Origin of the sequence: Streptomyces griseoviridis, assembly GCF_005222485.1 — a bacterium.
GTDB lineage: Bacteria > Actinomycetota > Actinomycetes > Streptomycetales > Streptomycetaceae > Streptomyces > Streptomyces hintoniae.
Genome location: NZ_CP029078.1, coordinates 602,126 through 618,639, shown reverse-complemented (window position 1 = coordinate 618,639; position 16,514 = coordinate 602,126). Strand labels below are relative to the sequence as shown.

Genomic DNA, 16,514 nt, shown 5'->3' with positions numbered 1-16,514 from the left:
CGGCGGCCTGACTTCGCCCGCCTCCCGGCAAGCGTGGGGGGGCTGGCTTCGCCCGCCTCCCGGCAGGCGTGGTGGGCAGGCTTCGCCCGCCTCCCGGCAGCTGCGGTGGGCAGGCTTCGCCCGCCTCCCGGCAGCCGCGGTGGGCTGACCGCGCAGCCATCCGGTAGTCAGGGCGGGCTGACCGCGCCTGCGCAACGGCGGTGCGGCGGGCCGACCGCACCATGACGCGGCAGTCGCGCGCGAGAGCAGACCGTGCCGTTCCTCCGGCAGCCGCGGGCGAGCCGTTCGTGCCGTCCCTCCGGCAGTCGCGGGGGAGCCGTCCGTGCCGCTCGCACGGCTGCCGGGCTGGCCCGAACACCGGCGGCACCCGAACACCGGCGGCACCCCGAACACCGGTCGGGCGAGGCTCCGTTGAGCCTCGCCCGTATCCGTGCCCACAGCCTTGCCCGCACCCGTACCTGTCGTTTCCGAGTCCGTGCTCGTACTCGTACTCGGTTCCGCGCCCGGTGCCCCGTCGGCTCCGGGTCAGCGGCGTCCCACCGTCCGGTCCAGCGCGGCGACGCCCAGTGCGGCGAGGGCGATCTGGATGAGCCACTCGATCCAGTCGACCCCGTTGGTGTCCGCCACGCCGGCGGCCGCCGCGATGGCGGAACCGATCAGCGCGGCGACGATGCCGACGACGATCGTCAGCAGCACGCCGATGCGCTGACGGCCCGGCACGACCAGCCGGCCCAACACGCCGACCACGATGCCGATCACGACAGCGCTGAGGATGCCCGTTATCTCCATCTCCGCCCCTCTTCGTCAGGAACCCCGCAGGGTGCGGATTCCCGTTCCGTGAGGGGACAGTCCGCTCCGTTCGCCGCACCGTTTCCGTTTCTCCCCAACCACTGGTCAACGGCGGGTCAATCCGGGCCGGGAGCGCCGGACACCGCCTGTGCGCGCCCCGCTTTGCCATGTACGGTTCAAGCGCTCGGCCGTGCAGGGTTCGTCCGGTCGAACATCTACGCGCGCAGATGTGCGTTGTCTACGCGCGTCGAACACACCCGCTCCGCGCCAACCCCCCACGCTTCCGCACCACCCTCCCCCTCCCCCAACTCCCCATGGAGGTAAGCCGGATGCTCGCACCGACCGGGTCCCGCCACCGACTCGCCACGGCTCTCGCCGCCCTCGGCCTGCTCGCCGCGGGCGTCGCCGTCCAGACCGCCGGCGCGGCCACCCCAGCCCACGCGGCCACCACCCACCGGGTCCTGTTCGACGACGGCCACGCCGAGGAGGCGGGCAACGCCGACTGGATCATCTCCACGAGCAAGCCGGACCCGCTCGCCGAGGACTCCTCGCCGTCCGCCGAGACCGACTGGACCGGCGCGCTCTCCTCCTGGGGTGTCGCTCTGCAGAAGTCGGGCGGCTACAGCCTCAAGACCGCCACCAGCGCGCTCACCTACGGCGGTTCGGCCACCACCGACCTGTCGAACTTCGACACCCTGGTGCTTCCCGAGCCCAACACCCTCTTCACCACCGCCGAGAAGGCGGCGATCATGAACTTCGTCAAGAACGGCGGCGGGCTGTTCATGATCTCCGACCACACCGGCGCCGACCGCAACAACGACGGCGAGGACGCCGTCGAGATCCTCAACGACCTGATGACGAACAACAGTGTCGACTCCACCGACCCGTTCGGCTTCACGATCGACTCCCTCGACGTCGGCTCCGGCTACCCCGCCGCGATCAGCGACAGCGCCGACCCCGTCCTGCACGGCGACTTCGGCACCGTCACCAAGAGCCTGATCGCCGACGGCACCACCGCCACCCTCAAGCCCGCCGACAACGCGGCGGTCAAGGGCCTTGTCTACCGCGGCGGTTACTCGGGCAACACCGGCGCCTTCTTCGTGACGAGCACCTTCGGCAGCGGCCGGGTCGCCTTCTGGGGCGACAGCTCACCCGTCGACGACGGCACGGGACAGTCCGGCAACACCCTGTACGACGGCTGGAACGACTCGGGCGCCACCAACGCGCCCCTCGCCCTCAACGCCACCGCCTGGCTCGCGGGCGCGGGAAGCAGCGGGGGTGGCGGAGGCGGTGGCAGCTGCACGGCCGCCCAACTCCTCGGCAACAACGGCTTCGAGTCGGGCAACACCACCTGGAGCGCGAGCAGTGGCGTCATCACGAACTCCAGCAGCAAGTCCGCCCGCACCGGCTCCTACTACGCGTGGCTCGACGGCTACGGCACCGCCACCACCGACACCCTCTCCCAGTCGGTGACCGTGCCGTCCGGCTGCACCACCGCCGCGCTCAGCTTCTTCCTGCACATCGACACGGCGGAGACCACCACGAGCACCGCGTACGACACCCTCAAGGTCCAGGTCCTGAACAGCTCGGGGACGGTCCTCGCCACCCTGGCCACCTACTCCAACCTCAACGCCGCCAGCGGGTACACCCAGCGCACCTTCAGCCTCGCGAGCTACGCGGGCCAGACGGTGACGCTGAAGTTCACCGGCACGGAGGGCTCGACGCTCCAGACGTCGTTCGTCGTCGACGACACGGCCCTGAACGTCAGTTGACGGTCACGGGTTCGGCCGGTCCGCTCACGGGTGCGGACCGGCCGATGTCCTGTCGTCTCTCTCAGGCGGGGGGCCTACGTCGTCGTGGTCCTGCTCCTCGCCGAGGTGACGGCGCAGATCAGACCCAGGATCACGGCGAGGGCACCGATGATCACGTTGTTCAGGACGACGCCGCGGTCGGGGCTCGCGCCGACGATCCAGGGCGAGACGATCATCCACACGCCCAGTGCGCACATCGCCCAGCTCAGGCCGTACATGCGGGCGGGCGCCCGGGTGAATCCGAGTGCCAGCAGACCGATCGCGACCCCCATGATGAGGTTGTGGGGCACCAGGGCCGGCTGACTGGTCGTGTAGTGGAGTATCCACGGGGATACGGCGCAGTAGAGGCCGAGCAGGAACACCGGGCCGTCCACGAGCGCCACATCGCGACCACCGAGCATGCGGGCGTAGCGTGCCCGCATTTCGGGGACATCAGGGTGACTCGTCATGTCACCTCTGGTGTGCGAGACGTTGGCCATGATTCGTCTCCTTCGTGACTCACAGATCTGACCGCCTCTGGAGCGGCATGCGGAATAACCGCGTATGTCCATTCTGCGTCTCTTTCCGCCATATGTGTATATATGACGGAAAGAGATCGTCACGACGGTCGGACGCCGCTGGTCAGAGCGTTGCGGTCAGGTGTGCGCGCAGCCGGATCAACGCGTCCCGCAGCCGGGTCTTGACCGTGCCGAGCGGAATCGCCAGGGACTCCGCGACCTGCCGGCAGGTCAGCCCGCGGTAGTAGGCGAGGGTGACGGCCTGGCGCTGGACGTCCGTCAGCGAGGCGAGGGCGACGCGCAGTCGCTCCCGTTCGAGCACGGCCTCGACCTGCTCGGTCACCTGGTCGTACGCGGGCGTACGGTCCAGCAGCGCGGCCCGCCGCTCGCGCGCCGCGCACGCCTCCGCCGAGCGGACCCGGTCGATCGCCCTGCGGTGCGCCAGGGTGAGGATCCAGTTGACCGGCGTGCCCCGGTCGGCCCGGTAGCGGGGCGCCGTCCGCCACACCTCGACCAGCACGTCCTGGGCGACCTCCTCGGACTGAGCGTGGTCGAGCAGCACTGCCCGCACCACCCCGTACACAGGACCCGCGACGGCGTCGTAGAGCCCGGCGAACGCGTCATGATCGCCCTGCGCCACCCGCGCCAGCAGCCGCCCGAGATCACGGGAGGAGGGGTCCCGCACCGGGTCCGTGTCCCCGCCGACGGCGGTGCGGGGGGCCGGGATGAATGGTTCAGTCACCCGACGTCTCCCACGTCTGCCGAGACTTCGCGTCGGCCGCGACTACCGCGTCTGCCGCGGCTCCCACAACTCCCGCGTCTCGCGCGGTTCCTTTTCCTCGTCCGTCTCCCGTGCCGCCCGCGCCTACCGCGTCTCCCGTGCCTCCCGCGCTGACCGCGTCTCCCGTGCCGTCCGCGCCGTCCGCGCCTCTCGTGCCGGTCCCCGCCGGGAGCCTCTCCTCCGCCAGTCGGCCGCGCAGCCGGTGCAGGCCGCGGCGCGCGTGGCTCTTGACCGTGCCCAGGGGCCATCCGGTGCGTTCGGCGATCTCGGTCTGGGTGAGGTTCTCGTAGAAGGCCAGCCGCAGCACCCGCTGTTGGGCGGCCGGCAGCCGGGAGAGTTCCTGGCTGATCAGGACGCGGTCGAGGACCGTCTCCGGCTCGGCGGACTGCCGGTCGGCCACGGCGAGCGACGCCGCCGCCGAGGCCGCCAGATCCAGGCGGCGGGTGCGGGCGGAGAGCGCGTCGGCGATCTTGCGCCGGGTGATGCCGACGATCCAGCCGCCGATCGAGCCGCGCTCGGGCCGGAAACCGCCCCGCCCGCGCCAGACCCCGAGGAACACCTGCTGGGTCACGTCCTCGGCCTCCTTGGGGTCGCCGAGCGAACGCCACGCCAGCGTGTGCACCAGGGTCGACCAGCGCGCGTAGGCCGCCGCGAGGCACTCCTCGTCGCCCGCGACCAGGCCCCGGGCGACCTCCTCGTCCGCGGGCGCCGACCGCCGGTCCATCAGCGCCGCGCCGGGCTGTGGGCTCATGACGCTCCTCCTGCCGGACGGCGACCGCGCGGGGCCGGTCCTCTCGGGTGCCGATGCTGGCCATCGTGCGAGCGGAGCGATCAAGCGGGCAACTCGCATCGATTCTGCGTCGTATAGTCGAGGCATGATCGAAGGAACGGCCTCGGAGGCGGCCCCGCGCGGACCGGGCGTCGAGGCGCCCCTGACGACCGGCGCCCTGGCGCGGCGGCTCGGGGTGTCACCGACCACGCTGCGGTCCTGGGACCGCCGCTACGGCATCGGCCCCGCCGTCCGCGACGACGGACGCCACCGCCGCTGGGCCCCCCGCGACGTCGCCGTCCTGGAGACGATGTGCCGGCTGACGTCGTCGGGCGTGCCGCCCGCCGAGGCGGCCACCATGGCCAGGGAACAGCAGCCGGAGCGGGGCGACGCCCTGCCCGGCCCGCGTGCCGGCCGGGAGCGGCCGGGCGCGCCCGCGGGCCGCTCACGGGCGGCCGGCGCGCTGCCGCTCGGCGACGTCCGCCAGGAGTGCCGCGGGCTGGCCCGCGCCGCCGTCAGGCTGGACGCCCCGGCCGTCGATCGGCAGCTCGCCGACGCGGTGTCGAGGTACGGCGTCGTCACCGCCTGGGAGGAGGTCATGATGCCGACGCTGCACGCGGTGGGCCGCAAGTGGGAGTCGTCGGGGGACCGTTACGTCGAGGTCGAGCACCTGCTGTCCTGGCACGTCTCCACCACGCTGCGCCGCCACACCCCGGCGCCCGAGGGCGCGGGCGACGGTTCGCCTGGGCCCGTGGTGCTCGCCTGCGTCCCTGACGAGCAGCACACCCTGGCGATGGAGGCGCTCAACGCGGGACTGAGCGAACGGCTCACGCCCACCCGGATGTTGGGGGCGGCCGTGCCCGCCGAGGCGCTGGTGGCGTCGGTGCGCCGGCTCGGTCCCGCGGCCGTGGTGCTGTGGGCGCAGGTCCGCACCACCGCGAGCCTCGCCCTGGCCCGGCACATCGCGGACGCCCAGTGGGGTGTGAAGGGCGCCCGCAGCCGGCCCCTCGTCGTGCTCGCGGGACCGGGCTGGGCCGGCGCCCCGAGGGAGATGCCGAGGCCGCCGTCGCTGTCGAGCGCGGTCGACATACTGAGCGGCGCCCACCACCGCGGGACCGGGACGGAACGCGGCTGACGGCGGCCCCGGTGGGGCGGCGACGGCCGTTCGCCGTGCCCCGGGCGGGTGAACGGGTAGCGCGCCGCATCCAGCGGGCCGCGCTCGCGGGAAGCCATCGGCAGACGTGCGCGTTCGCGTACGGACGTCGCCGCGCCGGTGCCGCCGGCCGGCCCGACCCGTCAGGGGCCCACCGTGTCGAAGTCCGCCCGCACCCCCGACGTCCTGGTGATCGGCGCGGGGGCCGCAGGTCTCGCCTGCGCGAGGGACCTGCTCACGGCCGGGCTCGACGTCCGCGTCCTGGAAGCCTCCGACGGGGTCGGCGGGCGGATGCGGACCGACCGGATCGACGGGTTCGTCGTCGACCGGGGGTTCCAGGTCTTCAACACCTCCTACCCGCAGGTCAGGCGCAGGCTCCCGCTGCGCGGACTGCGGCTCGCGCCCTTCACGCCCGGGGTGCTGGTGAGGTCCGGGCGGGGCACGCTCCGCTTCGGCGACCCCACCCGGCGCCCCGGCACGCTGCCCGAGCTGCTCCGTGGCCGGCTCGCCGGGCCGCGCGACCTCGCCGCGCTCGGCGTGCTGTCGGCGCGGACCGCGCTCGGCCCCGTCGGGGCGCTGAAACGGGCACCGGAGCGCACCACCCGCACCGCCCTCGCGGACGCCGGTTTCTCCGAGGCGTTCGTGGAGCGCTTCTTCCGGCCGTTCCTGTCGGGGGTGTTCCTCGAGGACGGCCTGGAGACGTCAAGCCGCTTCTTCCACCTGGTCTGGCGCAGCATGCTGCGCGGCACCCTGTGCCTGCCCGCCGACGGCATCGGCGCGGTCCCCGCGGCCCTCGCCGACGCGCTGCCGCCCGGCACCGTCCGGCTGGACACACCGGTGGCCCGGCTGACCGAGGACGGCGTCGTCACCGGGGACGGCGGCGAGGTGGCCGCGCGGACGGTGGTGGTGGCCACCGGGTGGGGTGCCGCCGCCCGGCTGCTGCCCGGCCTGCCGGTCCCCGAGGGACGCACCGTCACGACGTACTACCACGTGGCGCCCCGCTCCCCGCTCGGCGAGCCGACCCTCCTCGTCGACGAGCGTCGCCGCTTCCTCAACACCTGCGTGCTCAGCGAGGTCGCGTCGACCTTCGCGCCCACCGGGCACGCGCTGGTCGCCACCTCCGTCCTCGGGCCGGACACCGAAGGCCGGGAGCGGGTGGTCCTGGACGCCCTCGCGGAGGCGTACGGCGCCGACACCGCCGGATGGGAGCTGCTGACGGTCCGCACGGTGCCGGACGCGCTGCCCGCGATGGCCCCGCCGCAGCCCCTCAGCCGCACCACCCGGGTGACCCCGGGTCGCCATGTCTGCGGCGACCACCGGGCGACCGGCTCGGTCCAGGGCGCGCTGGCCTCCGGTGCCCGCGCCGCCCGCGACGTCCTCGCCGACAGGCGCTGACCGCCGCCCGGCCCCCGCGCGTCAGTCGCGTCCCCTGGCCCGCTTGAAGCGGGCGAGGCCCTCGGGAAGGTCGACGATCGGGTCCGGGTAGGCGTCGATCGCCGCCCGGTCGAGGCCGCGCAGCTTCCACGGCTCGTGCACCGACGGCCCCGAGAGCCCGGCCAGTTCGGGGATCCAGCGGCGGACGTAGACGCCGTCGGGGTCGTAACGCTTCGCCTGGGTCACGGGGTTGAGGACCCGGTTGGGGCGGCTGTCGGTGCCGGTCCCGGCCATCCACTGCCAGTTGAGCTGGTTGTTGGCGACGTCCCCGTCGACCAGCAGGTCGAGGAAGTGCCGGGCGCCGACCCGCCAGTCGACGTACAGGGTCTTCGTGAGGAAGCTCGCCGTGAGCAGCCGGCCGCGGTTGTGCATCCAGCCCTCGTACCGGAGTTGGCGCATCGCCGCGTCGACCACCGGATAGCCGGTGCGGCCCTCCTTCCACGCCTCGATGTCCGCGCTCGCCGTCCGCTCGGAACGCCAACGGTCGTGCTTGGTGCGGTAGTCGGCGGTGGCGGCGTCCTGCCGGGCCGCCAGGACCTGGCGGTGGAAGTCGCGCCAGGCCAGCTGCCTGACGAACGCGTCGGCCCCGGGACCGCCCACCTTCCGGGCCCGGTGGACGAGTTCGACCGGGGAGAGGGTGCCGAAGTGCAGATGCGGCGAGAACCGCGAGGTGGCGTCGCCCGGCAGGTCGTCGTGCCGGTCCTCGTACGCCTGGACGCCCGCGCGCAGCCACGCCGTGACCCTCTTGCGGGCCACGGTCTCCCCGCCCTCCGCCAGCCCCTCCGAGAGGCCCGACAGGGCGTCCCTCGACGGCAGCCGCTCGGAGCCGACGCCGTCCGGGACCCGCACCGAGCGCGGTGCGCCGAACGCCTCCCGCAGCGGCTGCGCCGACCACTGCCTGAAGTACGGCGTGAAGACCGCGAAGTGGTCCGAGCCCGCCGGGGTCACCGCGCCGGGGGCGACGGCCGTCGTCACCGTGTCGTGGAGGTGCAGCCGCCGTCCGTCGGCCTCCAGGGCCTGCCGCAGCCGGTGTTCGCGCCGGTGCGCGAAGGCGCTGACGTCGGCCGCCATGTGCACCTCGTCGGCGTCCGCCTCGGCGACCACCTTGCACACCTCGTCGACGAGGTCCCCCGAGCGCAGCACCAGCCGGCCGCCGCGCTCGCGCAGCCCCGCGTCGAGGTCGCGCAGGCAGTCGGCGAGGAACGCGAGCCGGTTGGGCGCGGCGAACCCGGCGGCGTCCACCGCGGTGTCCCGCACGAACAGCGGGACCACCTCACGGGCGTCGTTCGCGGCCCGCAGCGGCGGATGGTCGTGCAGACGCAGGTCGGAGGTGAACAGGACGACCGAGACGTTCATGGTGCGGACTCCGGGGTCTGGGGAGGGAGCTGCCGACGGCAGGGCGTACGGCGGCAGGACGCGTGCCGGACGCCGTATCCGAGTGGTTCCGGCCGGGGCGGCGGGACGGATGCGGGGTTCATCCCACGGACGCGTGTTCGTCCGCGGTCCTGGTGGGCTCCCGGGTCGCGGCCAGCGCGATGTTGCGGGCCATGCCGCCGAACACCACGGAGTGGAAGGGCGAGATGCTCCACCAGTAGGCGTGCCCGAGCAGCCCCTGCGGATGGAACAGGGCCCGCTGCCGGTACCAGGTCCGCCCGTCGTCGTCGGTGTCCGCGCGCAGTTCGAGCCAGGCCAGGCCGGGCAGCCGCATCTCGGCGCGCAGCCGCAGCAGCCGTCCGGGCTCGATCTCCTCGACCCGCCAGAAGTCCAGCGACTCGCCGACCCGCAGCCGTTCCGCGTCCCGCCGCCCCCTGCGCAGACCGACCCCGCCGACCAGCCGGTCGAGCCGGCCGCGCACCGCCCACGCCAGCGGGAAGGAGTACCAGCCGTGGTCGCCGCCGATGCCCTCGATCACTCGCCACAGCGCCTCACGGGAGGCGTCCACGGGCCGTTCGCGCCGGTCCGTGTAGAGGCTGCCGCCCGCCCAGTCCGGGTCGGTGGGCAGCGGGTCGCTCGGCGCTCCCGGCAGCGAGGCCGACGACCAGCGGGTGGAGACGTCGGCCTGCCGGATGCGGCGCAGGGCGAGCCGGACCGCCTCGTCGAAGCCGATCGGGGAGCCGGGCGGCGCGGGCACGTAGCGGGCGATGTCGTTCTCGTGGCAGACGACCTCGTGGCGCAGCGACTCGGTGAGCGGGCGGGCGAGGGCCGCGGGCACCGGCGTGACCAGGCCGACCCAGTGGCTCGACAGCCGCGGGGTGAGCATCGGCACCGACACCACGTACCGCTTCCGCAGGTCGGCGACGCGCGCGTACCGCGTCATCATCTCCCGGTAGGTGAGCACGTCGGGGCCGCCGATGTCGAAGGCGCGGTTGACGTCGGCGGGCATGCCCGCGCTGCCGACCAGCATCCGCAGCACGTCCCGTACCGCCACCGGCTGGATGCGGGTGTGCACCCAGCTCGGGGTGACCATCACCGGCAGCCGTTCGGTGAGGTAGCGCAGCATCTCGAAGGAGACCGAGCCGGAGCCGATGACGACGGCCGCCCGCAGCACCGTGGTGGGCACCCCGGAGTCGAGCAGGATCCGGCCGACCTCGGACCGGGAGCGCAGATGCGGGGAGAGCGCGCGTTCGGGCACGTCCGAGGGGGTCAGACCGCCGAGGTAGACGATCCGGCGGACGCCCGCGGCCCGCGCCGCCTCGCCGAAGATCCGCGCCGCCTCCCGGTCCGTCCGCTCGAAGTCGTCGCCCGAGCCCAGCGCGTGCACCAGGTAGTACGCGACGTCGACCCCGCGCATGGCGTCGGCGACCGAGGCGGCGTCCGTGACGTCCCCGCGCACGGTCTCCACCCGGCCCGCCCACGGGTGGTCGCGCAGCTTGCCGGGGGAGCGGGCCAGGCAGCGGACCCGGTGTCCCGCGTCCAGCAGCTCGGGGACCAGCCTGCCGCCGATGTATCCGGTGGCGCCGGTCACCAGGCAGAGCGTTCCGGCGCGGTCGTCGTCAGCGTTCATGGGCTCTCGGTCCTCCGTGTCGGCGTGCCCCCTCGTGATCCCTTCCCCGGGCGCGGCCGAACCGGATGCGGACGCTTCTATAGGGTGACCGCGTGGCCACAGCAGACGACCGGGACCAGCGCGCGACCGCGCCGCGGACACCCCGGGCCCCCGCGGGTACGGCACCCCCGGCGCCCGCGGGCACCGACCTCCAGTCGTTCGCCGTCCAACTGCGCCGGATGAACGGCGGCATCAACCGGGCGGTGCACGGTTTCGCCGGTGACCAGGGCCTGCACGCCACCGACGTCCAGGCGCTCGCCGCGATCCTCGACGCCGACGAGCCGATGACACCGGGCCGGCTGCGCGAGCACCTGGGGCTCACCTCGGGCGCGGTGACCGCCTGCGTGGACCGGCTGGAGCGGGCCGGGCACATCCGCCGGGTCCGGGAGAGCGCCGACCGCAGGGTGGTCCATCTGCACTACGCGGCCGACGCGAAGGCGCTGGCCCGCGCCTACTTCCGGCCGCTCGCCCAGGCGGCCCAGGGCGCGCGCGCCCGCTTCACGGAGGACGAGCTGGCCGTGGTGGTGCGCTTCCTCCAGGCCATGAACGAGGAGCTGAGGATTCCCCGCTCGCCCGGCGACTGACCCCGAATCAGGGGAGGCGCGCGCGGCGCACCACGGGGTGTGCCCTACCATCGGGCCAGATATCTCGATGATTAAGATTGTTTTCCATCGAGATTGTTTCCGGATCCGCCGTCCCGCGCCGTCCGCGGATCCACCGTCCCGAAGCACTGGAGAGCCATGTCCCTCACCCCGCGCCGGGGCCGCGTCCTCGTCCCGCTGCTCCTGCTCGTCGTCTGGCTCGGCATCGGCGGCGCGCTCGGGCCGTTCGCCGGACGGCTCGGCGAGGTCGCCACCAACGACCAGGCCGCCTTCCTGCCGCGCAGCGCCGAGTCCACCGAGGTCATCACCGCGCAACGGGCCTTCCGGCAGGACGAGACCCTCCCCGCCATCGTCGTCTGGACCGACGACGGCGACGCCGGCGGCTCGATGCGGGACCGGCAGGCCGCCGCCACCCGCGCCCTCGCCCCGCTCACCGGCACCCCGGGCGTCGCCGGCACCGTGTCGCCCGCGCTGCTCTCCAAGGACGGCGCCGCGCTCGAAGCCGTCGTCCCGCTCCGCCCCGACCTCGGCGACCGGCTCGCCCCCACCCTCGACCGGATCAGGGCGGCCGCCGCCCATGTCCCCGGCAGCACGGTCCAGCTGTCAGGACCCGCGGCCACCAAGGCCGACCTCTCCGACGCCTTCGCCGGGATCGACGGACTGCTGCTCGCCGTCGCCCTGGTGGCCGTCCTGGTGATCCTGCTCCTCGTCTACCGCAGCGTCCTGCTGCCGCTGGTGATCATCCTCGGGGCCGTCTTCGCGCTCGGCCTCGCCTGCGCGATCGTGTACGCGCTCGCCGACCACGACCTCGTCCGCGTCGACGGACAGGTGCAGGGCATCCTCTCCATCCTCGTCATCGGCGCCGCCACCGACTACGCCCTGCTGATCACCGCCCGCTTCCGCGAGGAACTCGCCGTCCACGCCGACCGGTTCGCCGCCGCGCGGGCCGCGCTGCGCCAGTCCTGGGGCGCCGTCGTGGCCAGCGCCGCGACCGTTGCGCTCGGCCTGCTCGCGCTGCTGCTGAGCGACCTCACCAACAACCGGGCGCTCGGCCCCGTCGGCGCTGTCGGCATCGTCTGCGCGGTCCTCAGCTCGCTCACCTTCCTGCCCGCCGTCCTCGTCCTGCTGGGCCGCGCCGCCTACTGGCCGGCCACCCCGCGCCCCGCCACCGAGCAGGCCGCGGGCGGATGGCGGCGGGTGGCCGCCCTGGTGGACCGGGCGCCCCGCGCGGTCTGGGCGGTCTCCCTCGCCGGACTCCTCGCCTGCGCCGCGTTCGCCCCGACCCTGGTGTCGCGGGGCGTCCCGCTCGACGAGACCTTCGTCGACGACGCGCCCTCCGTCGCCGCGCAGTCCACCCTCGCCCGGCACTTCCCCGGCGGCTCGGGCAACCCCGCCGTCGTCATCGCCGACGCCGGCCGCCTCGACCGCGTCCTGGCCGCCGCCCGCGCCACCGAGGGCGTCGCCTCCGCTTCGGGCGTCACCGCCTCGGGGCGCCCCGGCGGCGACCCGCTGATCGTCGACGGACGGGTCCGCGTCGACGTCACCCTCACCGCCGCCCCCGACAGCGACGCCGCCACCGACACCGTCGCCCGGCTGCGCACCGCCCTGCACGCCGTCCCCGGCGCGGACGCCCTGGTCGGCGGCTACACCGCGCAGCGCTACGACACCCTGCGCACCGCCGAACGCGACCGGGTCCTCATCGTCCCGGTGGTCCTCGCCATCATCCTGACGATCCTCACCGTGCTGCTGCGCTCACTGCTGCTGCCGGTGCTCCTGGTCGCGACCGTCGGCCTCAACCTGCTGGCCACCCTGGGCGTCTCGGCGCTGGTCTTCCGGCACGTCCTCGGCTTCACCGGCACCGACCCGTCCGTTCCGCTGTACGGGTTCGTGTTCCTGGTCGCTCTCGGCGTCGACTACAACATCTTCCTGATGTCCCGGGTCCGTGAGGAGTCGCTGCGCCACGGCGTCCGGGAGGGGATGCTGCGCGGTCTTGTCGGCACCGGCGGCGTCATCACCTCGGCCGGTGTGGTCCTCGCGGCGACCTTCGCCGCCCTCGGCGTGATCCCGCTGGCGTTCCTCGCGCAGATCGCGTTCATCGTCGCGTTCGGCGTCCTGCTCGACACGCTGGTGGTCCGGTCCCTGCTCGTTCCCGCCCTGGTGCGAGATCTTGGTGCGGTGACCTGGTGGCCGGGACGGCTGTGGCGCGGCACGTCCGCGCGAGCCGGAGGTTCGTCCGGGGCGACCGGTCACACCGAGACGAAGGCGCAGCCCCGCGCAGCCGGGGCCCCCGACGAGGAGTGAACCGTGCCCCCGCAGACCGTAGTTGTCGGCCCGGCCGACGCCCATGCCCTCTCCGAGCCGCTGTTCGCGCGGCTGCGCGAGCTGGAGGAGGGCACGGCCGAGTACTCGTACGTGCGCAACACGCTCGTCGAGCTGAACATGTGGGTGGTGCGGCAGGCCGCCCGCCGCTTCAGGCCCAGCGCGGAGATCCACGACGACGTCCTCCAGGTCGGCACGGTCGGGCTCATCAAGGCCATCAACCGGTTCGACCCGACCCGGGGGTTCGAGTTCGAGGCGTTCGCGGTGCCCACGGTGGCGGGGGAGATCAAACGGTTCTTCCGTGACACCACCTGGGCGGTGCGGGTGCCGAGGCGGCTCAAGGACTGCCGTGCGCTGCTGCGCGAGCAGGCGGTCGCGTTCGAGCAGCGGGAGGGCCGCGCCCCCACCGTCGCCGAACTCGTCGAGCGCACCGGCCTCGCCGAGGACGAGGTGGTCGACGGGCTGCGGGCGGCCGAGGGGTACGGCACCGTCTCGCTCGACGCGCCGGCCGAGGCGGGGGCCGACGGCCTGACCCTCGCCGACCGGCTCGGCGGCGACGACCCCGCGCTGGGCAGGACCGACGACCTGGTGACCGTCGCGCCGCTGGTCGCCGCCCTGCCCGAGCGCGAACGCACCCTCCTCGCGATGCGCTACCTCCAGGACATGACGCAGAGTCAGATCGGCGTCGAACTCGGCATCTCCCAGATGCATGTCTCCCGGCTGCTGACCCGCACCCTCGCCACCCTCCGCTCCGCGCTCGCGGACCGGGCCTGACGCACCCCGCCCATCGGCCTGACATGTCCCCGTACAACGGGGGCATACGCAGGACACGACCCCCATCGGGGCGACCAGAAGGCCGATGCAGGAGGTGTGCCGCTATGGGCGCAGAGGTGTTGGAGCGGTTCCCTGCGGGATCTCCTCGCGGGTCGTGGCCGGCCGAGGAGTACGCGGCCCAGCGCCGCGCGGCCGGCGAACCGGCGACCGTGGTGATGGACCTGAAGTCGGACGCCTTCCTCGTCGTGCGCGACGAGGACTGAGCCGGGCCGACGGCACGGACGGGGTCCTCGCGCGACATGCGCCGGGTTCTCCGCGCGGCGCGGGACGGGACGGGTCCTTGGCGCGGCAGGCTACGGGGCCTTCGCACGACACGGGACAGGGCTTTCGCGTGACGGGGATCGGACCGACCCTGTGACGCGGATCGGGCGCCCGTGTGACGGGATGCGGGCCGCCCGTGTGACGGGATGCGGGTCGGCCGTGTGACGTTGGATCGACCCGGGGTGGCGCTCAGCCGCCGCTCCGTGGCCCGCCCACCCCGTCGAGTTCCCCGCCGGTCGTCAGATGGGCCCGTACGGTGACGCGCGGGCGTCCGGACGCGGGGAGCGCGAGGGTGTTGCCCCGCCCCGACGCCCGGACGTCACCGGTGACGTCGATCCGGGTGACGCCCCGACTGCCCGCCGCCAGCAGATAGTCCCGGCCGTCCGGCGCCCGCCACTCCGTCGACGCCACCACGTGTTGGCCGAACCGGCTGCACAGCGCGGTCGACGGCACCCGGGCGACCGTCCGGCCCGGCGCGTCCACGCCGTCCCGGCTGGTGCGCAACGTCACCGTCACCGCACCGGGACCCCGCCAGGTGTCCGCGCGGGCGCAGCTCCACACCGCGTCGCCGCCCGTGCCGGGCAGCCGCTGCCGCGCGAAGTCCCAGGCGTTGACCGCCCGTACGCCCAGGGCGCCCGACGTCCCCAGCGCGCACGCCTGATGGGCCCAGGCGAGCAGTGCCGCGGGCCCGGTCGCCTCCCGGGGCTGCCGGGCCGGCGCCCCGCCTCCCGGCAGCGGGGTGTACGTCAGATGGACGGGGGACAGGGCGCCCACCCCGGCCAGCAGGAACGCGTGACGCTCGGCGATCCGCTCGGAGGACCGCAGTTGCAGCACCGGCGCGCTCCCGCACCCGCCGCCCGATGACCCCGTGCGCCCGGTCGCCCCGGTCGGCACCGACGGGACCCGGTCGGTGACGCCGTCCTCCGTCACGGTGAGCGGACGGGCCGGTACGTCGGGCCTCAGCAGATCACGGGTGCCCGCCTCGGCGACCCACGGCGCCAGCAGGTAACGGACCCCGCCGGTGCGACCGCCTGAGCCGCCACCGTCGTCGACGGCGAGCGCCGCGGCCGTCGTCACATCCGAGTCGTCGACCCGGGACACCCTCAACTCGCCCTCCGCGCGCACCCACTTGGGCTCGCTGTAGCGGGCGACGCGCTGGCCGTCGTAGAGCACCACCACCGCGTGCGCGCCGACACCGCCCGCGAACAGCAGCCGCGGCGCCGACGTCGGGGCCGCGGCGGACGTCGCGGCGGCCAGCGTGACGCGGGTGCCGGACGACGGGTGCGCCCACGCGGCGAGGGCCCGGCCGAGGAGGGCCTCGTCGCCCGTACGGTCACCGCGCGCCGGCCACGCCGTGAAATCCATCCGCGCGGTGCTGCCCCACACCCCGGCCGGGGTCCGCAGCAGCGCCGCCGGACGCAGCGCCGCCGCCGACTCGGGCGCCGGTACGGAGGCCGGGGCCGCGGGCCGTCCCGACGTGGTCGTCACCAGCGTCACCGCCGAGATCGCCGCGACCGCGCAGGCGGCGACCGCCACCCGGACCCGCCGTCTGCGCCGCAGCAGATCGGTCGGGCTGGCCTGGAGCGCGCACGCGTCGAACTCCTGCGACGCCAGCAGCGCCGCCGTCGCCGCGTGCTCGTCCTCACCCGCGCCCAGCAGCGCGGCGGCCCGCAGCGCCGCGTCCGGCTCGGTGGCGCCCGCCGCCGTCAGCAGCGCGCGCACGGCGTCCGGCGCGAGACCGTGCACCACGCTCAGCAGGAACGCGGCCCGCGCCGCCGCCGACACCCCCGACAGCTTCTGTGCCAAAGCGAGTTCGGCGGCACCGCCGGACCGCGGGAACAGCCGCAGCCCGATCACAAGCGGCAGCCTGGGCAGCCGACGCGCCGGCCACCGACGGGAGCCGCGGTCGTGGGCGAGCGCCCCGCGCAGCACCTCCGCGGTGAGCGCCCACGCGGCGGAGTGCCGCGCCGGGCCTCCCGCGCGCGGCGCGGGCACGGCGGGCATCTGGTGCGTCGAGCGGAACCGCGGCAGCGTCCGCTGGACCAGGGAGTGCGCCACCAGCACCCGTCGGTGCCGGCCGAGCGTCGCGGGCAGCACGAGGTGGGCCAGCCTGACCAACTCCCCGTACTGCTCGACGAGAACGGTCTCTGCCTCCAGAACCGGTGTCCTGACACTCCCGCCGGAGCGTCGGAGCGAGCGAAGGTGCATGGAGCGTGATGCC

Annotated in this window: 13 protein-coding genes and 1 pseudogene; 7 read left to right on the top strand and 7 right to left on the bottom strand. The window is 74.4% G+C overall.

Annotated elements, in window-relative coordinates:
* Positions 1-525: 525 nt before the first annotated feature.
* A complete protein-coding gene (locus DDJ31_RS02605) occupies positions 526-789 on the bottom strand; it encodes a GlsB/YeaQ/YmgE family stress response membrane protein (RefSeq protein WP_127181923.1) in 264 nt (87 codons plus the stop codon).
* Between the two features lie 329 nt (positions 790-1,118).
* On the opposite strand from DDJ31_RS02605, the gene DDJ31_RS02600 reads away from it, so the two are divergent.
* On the top strand, positions 1,119-2,561 hold the full coding sequence (locus tag DDJ31_RS02600) for a hydrolase (protein WP_127181924.1): 1,443 nt from the start codon (positions 1,119-1,121) through the stop codon (positions 2,559-2,561).
* A gap of 74 nt (positions 2,562-2,635) precedes the next feature.
* Here DDJ31_RS02600 and DDJ31_RS02595 read toward each other — a convergent pair whose 3' ends face one another.
* The 3 genes and pseudogenes from DDJ31_RS02595 to DDJ31_RS02585 all read right to left on the bottom strand — a co-directional run.
* A complete protein-coding gene (locus DDJ31_RS02595; protein WP_127181925.1) occupies positions 2,636-3,079 on the bottom strand; it encodes an SPW repeat protein in 444 nt (147 codons plus the stop codon).
* A gap of 142 nt (positions 3,080-3,221) precedes the next feature.
* Positions 3,222-3,782, bottom strand: a complete 561-nt coding sequence (gene sigK, locus DDJ31_RS02590) for an ECF RNA polymerase sigma factor SigK (RefSeq protein WP_240678474.1) — start codon at positions 3,780-3,782, stop codon at positions 3,222-3,224.
* 271 nt (positions 3,783-4,053) lie between these two features.
* Positions 4,054-4,629, bottom strand: a pseudogene (locus tag DDJ31_RS02585) (sigma-70 family RNA polymerase sigma factor); the annotation flags it as partial.
* Positions 4,630-4,753: 124 nt separating this feature from the next.
* Here DDJ31_RS02585 and DDJ31_RS02580 point away from each other — a divergent pair.
* Together DDJ31_RS02580 and DDJ31_RS02575 are read left to right on the top strand one after the other, a co-directional pair.
* Positions 4,754-5,782: a MerR family transcriptional regulator gene (locus DDJ31_RS02580; RefSeq protein WP_127181927.1), complete on the top strand. Its 1,029-nt coding sequence runs from the start codon at positions 4,754-4,756 to the stop codon at positions 5,780-5,782.
* A 174-nt stretch (positions 5,783-5,956) separates the two neighbouring features.
* Positions 5,957-7,195: an NAD(P)/FAD-dependent oxidoreductase gene (locus DDJ31_RS02575; RefSeq protein ID WP_127181928.1), complete on the top strand. Its 1,239-nt coding sequence runs from the start codon at positions 5,957-5,959 to the stop codon at positions 7,193-7,195.
* 21 nt (positions 7,196-7,216) lie between these two features.
* On the opposite strand, the gene DDJ31_RS02570 is transcribed toward DDJ31_RS02575, so the two are convergent.
* Together DDJ31_RS02570 and DDJ31_RS02565 are read right to left on the bottom strand one after the other, a co-directional pair.
* A complete protein-coding gene (locus tag DDJ31_RS02570) occupies positions 7,217-8,590 on the bottom strand; it encodes a cryptochrome/photolyase family protein (RefSeq protein ID WP_127181929.1) in 1,374 nt (457 codons plus the stop codon).
* Between the two features lie 118 nt (positions 8,591-8,708).
* Complete coding sequence (locus DDJ31_RS02565) at positions 8,709-10,238, bottom strand: SDR family oxidoreductase (protein WP_127181930.1); 1,530 nt, start codon at positions 10,236-10,238, stop codon at positions 8,709-8,711.
* A 92-nt stretch (positions 10,239-10,330) separates the two neighbouring features.
* Between DDJ31_RS02565 and DDJ31_RS02560 the strand changes: the two genes are divergently transcribed.
* The 4 genes from DDJ31_RS02560 (at position 10,331) to DDJ31_RS02545 (ending at position 14,235) form a co-directional block, all read left to right on the top strand.
* The gene (locus tag DDJ31_RS02560) at positions 10,331-10,861 is read left to right on the top strand and encodes a MarR family winged helix-turn-helix transcriptional regulator (protein ID WP_127181931.1); all 531 of its coding nucleotides are present in this window, start codon (positions 10,331-10,333) and stop codon (positions 10,859-10,861) included.
* A gap of 156 nt (positions 10,862-11,017) precedes the next feature.
* Positions 11,018-13,180 carry an MMPL family transporter gene (locus DDJ31_RS02555; RefSeq protein ID WP_127181932.1) on the top strand — a complete coding sequence of 721 codons (2,163 nt, stop codon included), beginning with the start codon at positions 11,018-11,020 and terminating at the stop codon, positions 13,178-13,180.
* Between the two features lie 3 nt (positions 13,181-13,183).
* Positions 13,184-13,972 carry a SigB/SigF/SigG family RNA polymerase sigma factor gene (locus DDJ31_RS02550; protein ID WP_127181933.1) on the top strand — a complete coding sequence of 263 codons (789 nt, stop codon included), beginning with the start codon at positions 13,184-13,186 and terminating at the stop codon, positions 13,970-13,972.
* Positions 13,973-14,076: 104 nt separating this feature from the next.
* Positions 14,077-14,235 (top strand): hypothetical protein, encoded by a 159-nt coding sequence (locus DDJ31_RS02545; protein ID WP_164785059.1) that lies wholly within the window; start codon positions 14,077-14,079, stop codon positions 14,233-14,235.
* 247 nt (positions 14,236-14,482) lie between these two features.
* On the opposite strand, the gene DDJ31_RS02540 is transcribed toward DDJ31_RS02545, so the two are convergent.
* Positions 14,483-16,501 (bottom strand): hypothetical protein, encoded by a 2,019-nt coding sequence (locus DDJ31_RS02540; RefSeq protein ID WP_127181934.1) that lies wholly within the window; start codon positions 16,499-16,501, stop codon positions 14,483-14,485.
* Between the last annotated feature and the right edge of the window lie 13 nt (positions 16,502-16,514).

Bases quoted from the DNA above. Each gene is read 5' to 3' on its own strand.
- DDJ31_RS02570 (WP_127181929.1), bottom strand. From the start codon at position 8,590: ATGAACGTCTCGGTCGTCCTGTTCACCTCCGACCTGCGTCTGCACGAC.
- DDJ31_RS02595 (WP_127181925.1), bottom strand. From the start codon at position 3,079: ATGGCCAACGTCTCGCACACCAGAGGTGACATGACGAGTCACCCTGAT.
- DDJ31_RS02540 (WP_127181934.1), bottom strand. From the start codon at position 16,501: ATGCACCTTCGCTCGCTCCGACGCTCCGGCGGGAGTGTCAGGACACCG.
- DDJ31_RS02565 (WP_127181930.1), bottom strand. From the start codon at position 10,238: ATGAACGCTGACGACGACCGCGCCGGAACGCTCTGCCTGGTGACCGGC.
- DDJ31_RS02600 (WP_127181924.1), top strand. From the start codon at position 1,119: ATGCTCGCACCGACCGGGTCCCGCCACCGACTCGCCACGGCTCTCGCC.
- DDJ31_RS02605 (WP_127181923.1), bottom strand. From the start codon at position 789: ATGGAGATAACGGGCATCCTCAGCGCTGTCGTGATCGGCATCGTGGTC.
- DDJ31_RS02555 (WP_127181932.1), top strand. From the start codon at position 11,018: ATGTCCCTCACCCCGCGCCGGGGCCGCGTCCTCGTCCCGCTGCTCCTG.
- DDJ31_RS02545 (WP_164785059.1), top strand. From the start codon at position 14,077: ATGGGCGCAGAGGTGTTGGAGCGGTTCCCTGCGGGATCTCCTCGCGGG.
- DDJ31_RS02580 (WP_127181927.1), top strand. From the start codon at position 4,754: ATGATCGAAGGAACGGCCTCGGAGGCGGCCCCGCGCGGACCGGGCGTC.